The organism is Mesorhizobium qingshengii (assembly GCF_900103325.1).
In the GTDB taxonomy this organism is placed as follows: Bacteria; Pseudomonadota; Alphaproteobacteria; order Rhizobiales; family Rhizobiaceae; genus Mesorhizobium; species Mesorhizobium qingshengii.
In genome coordinates this window covers 1-2,696 of record NZ_FMXM01000080.1, presented here as the reverse complement: position 1 = coordinate 2,696, position 2,696 = coordinate 1, and the positions used below count along the sequence as shown (strand labels likewise).

The 2,696-nt window shown below is 61.1% G+C and carries 1 protein-coding gene and 2 pseudogenes; all 3 read right to left on the bottom strand.

Going from position 1 to position 2,696, the window contains the following annotated elements; all coding sequences use genetic code 11:
* Positions 1-200: 200 nt before the first annotated feature.
* Positions 201-641, bottom strand: a pseudogene (locus BLS48_RS34330) (IS3-like element IS426 family transposase); the annotation flags it as partial.
* Positions 642-829: 188 nt separating this feature from the next.
* Positions 830-1,634 (bottom strand): annotated as a pseudogene (gene istB, locus BLS48_RS34325) (IS21-like element helper ATPase IstB).
* The gene (locus tag BLS48_RS36040; RefSeq protein ID WP_208604718.1) at positions 1,634-1,846 is read right to left on the bottom strand and encodes a hypothetical protein; all 213 of its coding nucleotides are present in this window, start codon (positions 1,844-1,846) and stop codon (positions 1,634-1,636) included. The pseudogene istB and the gene BLS48_RS36040 overlap by 1 nt, the downstream one beginning before the upstream one ends.
* Between the last annotated feature and the right edge of the window lie 850 nt (positions 1,847-2,696).

Here is a 2,696-nt window from a genome sequence, read left to right as displayed (position 1 = left end):
ATGAACTGCCGATTGCCAAGCAGGCGGCCGAACTGGGGATCAGCCGCGGCAGCGTCTACTCCCTACCCAAGCCGACATCGGCGGCAGACCTGAAGTGGAAGCCGCCTGGTTCGATGACTTGACCAACGTCACGCAGCAAGAGCATGCTGACGAACAGAGAGACCTTGACTGCAGGCTCCATTTCCTTCCGCGCTTAGGACGTTATCAGATAGATGTTCTATTGCATGCGGGGCGCTGGTTGCGCCGAAGCGCTTTTCGACGGCTTCCAACATCATGTCTCGAATGTCGGAACCGGATAACCCGGCATTGGCGACGGCTGCCCATGAGATGATCTCCCGGTCGAACGCATCGATGATGAACGCGAGACGGACCACCTCGCCATTCCAGCAGGTGAACTCAAGTCCGTCGGAGCACCAGCGAAGGTTGGACCGCATCACCATGACCTTGCCGTCGTGGACAGGTCCTATTCGCACGGCCGTATGTTTCTCAAGGATCATGGCGTGATTGGCCATGATGCGGTGAACCCGCTTGCGATTGACGACGGGCAGATCGGCGGCTCGCCGCTGCCTGTTGAGAAGAGCATCCACAAGTCTGCGAATGGCAGGCAGCAGCTCGGCATCGTCTGTAGCGCGACGATTAGGGAGACCGGTCGGCGGCGATTATGATGGCCGGTGGGAGGGCGGCGCCGAGTGGTGTGATTTGGGTATCACCGGGTCGGCTGTCTGGCAACTGGCCGGCGACAATTATCGGAGTTGTAATTGTCGCTGAGGCATTGTGGCCGGCGGGAGGCGCCTGCGAATCTGCGCCGAGTAATTGTCGTCAGCGGCAATTACGATGACCGGTTGGGCGGGTCCTCTGGTTCGTCGTTGACGTTTTGCGTGCCGGAGCCGCGGGCGACGGCGGCTCGCTTACGATAGCTCTCACCGTTCATCTCGATGATAGTGGAGTGGTGCACGAGGCGGTCTATGGCTGCGACTGTCATGGCGGGACCTGGAAAAACGTCCGACCATCCGGAGAAAGGCTCGTTGGCGGTGATGGCGATGGAGTGTCGTTCGTACCGGTGAGCAATGAGGTAGAACAGGGCACTGGTCCTTTCGCACATAAGACAGCTCATCGAGTACGATGAGGTCGTACTTGTCGAGTTTGTCGAGCATCGAGGGGAGACTGAGCTCGCGGCGAGCGGCCTGAAGCTTCTGCACCATCTCGGTGGTTGTGGAAAACAGGACGCGGCGACCGGCATCGATGAGGGCGTGGCCGATGGCGGCAATCACGTGAGTCTTGCCGGTGCCGCTCTGACCAAAAATGAGGATGTTGCCGCCGCTTTCGATCCAGCCTTCGCCCGTCGCCAGGGAAAGCAAATGGGGCTTTCGAATTCCGGAAGGGAAGTCGAAATCGAAAGTGGCGAAGGTCTTGCCGGCAGGCAAGCCGGACTGTTCGCGATGGCGCTGGATGCGTCGAGAGGCGCGCTCGGCCATCTCGATCTCGAGCAGGCAGGAGAGAAGGTTGGCCGCGGGCCAGCCATCGCGATCGGCGGTGTCGGTGAGATGCTTCCAGTTGCGGCTGATGCTGGGTAGGCGCAGTGCCGACGGCAGGGTGGGCAACACGGCGGCGGCCTGATCCTTGGTCCTGCTCATCACAGCACCTGTGCGTTGGCGAGCAAATGGTTGTACCCGGCGAAATCGGGCGGCGGGATGGTGACGTCGACACGGCTTCTGACCGTGGGCAGGAACTCGCTCTTCAGCTTGGCGACATTGGGGAGTTTGCCTCTATCGAGCGCGGCCTCGATACGCAGGGCCAGAGCATCGACGCAGTTGCCGTTGGCGGCAATATCGAGGAGAGCGACCATGTCGCGGCAGGCCTGCCGGGCATCGAGAGCGGCATCGAGCGCCTGCCATGCCCGAGCATAGGCATGGGTGGGAATAAGGCATTGCGGTAGACTAGATAGCGCAGGGCCTGGGGCTTGCGCTTCAGGTTGCCGATGAAGTGCCGGAAATCGATATTGTGTCCTCGCTCCGCATGTTTGACGCGGACTCGGTCGGCAGTCATCACCTGGTCCGGCCCGAGGAAGAACTCAACCCTGTCATCATAGAGATGGGCATGGAGGCGGTAGCCGATGAGGCGCGAGGGTACCGAGTGATACGGTCGACGCTGATGGTGCTGTTGCGCGTGACGTCTGCGCTGACCAGGGTAAAATCCGTGGTTCGCTTCGGCGGCAGCGACTTGAGTACGCGGCGCTCATCATCCACGAGCCTGGCCCGGGGTCGGTTCTGCTTGGCCACCTCCTGATCGACGAAGCGGCGTAGTGCTCGATGCTGGGGAAATCGCGGCTGCTCCGGCGGCGCAGGGCCTGATCGAGCCGTCGCTTCAGGTGGCCATTGGGAGCTTCGATTGAACCGTTCTCATGAGCGACACCTTTGTTGTTGCGCGTCGGCGTCATGCCAAAATGTCGGCACAGCGCTTCATAGTTGCGGGTGAAATCGCGCTGGGCGTCGGCGTCGAGGTTCTTGTAGGCGGCCGATAAGGAGTCGCTGCGGAGCTCGGCGGGTGCGCCTCCGGGACTTTCAGGAATTCCGTGTGCGGGCGGGCATAATGGGTAAAAAGGATTGAACTAAACCGCTGCCGCGGTAGCTGATGCGCGGGTCTGGCCTGAGGAGGCCCCTGTCTGAGAAGATTTGGTGTCGAGCCAACCTTCCAGA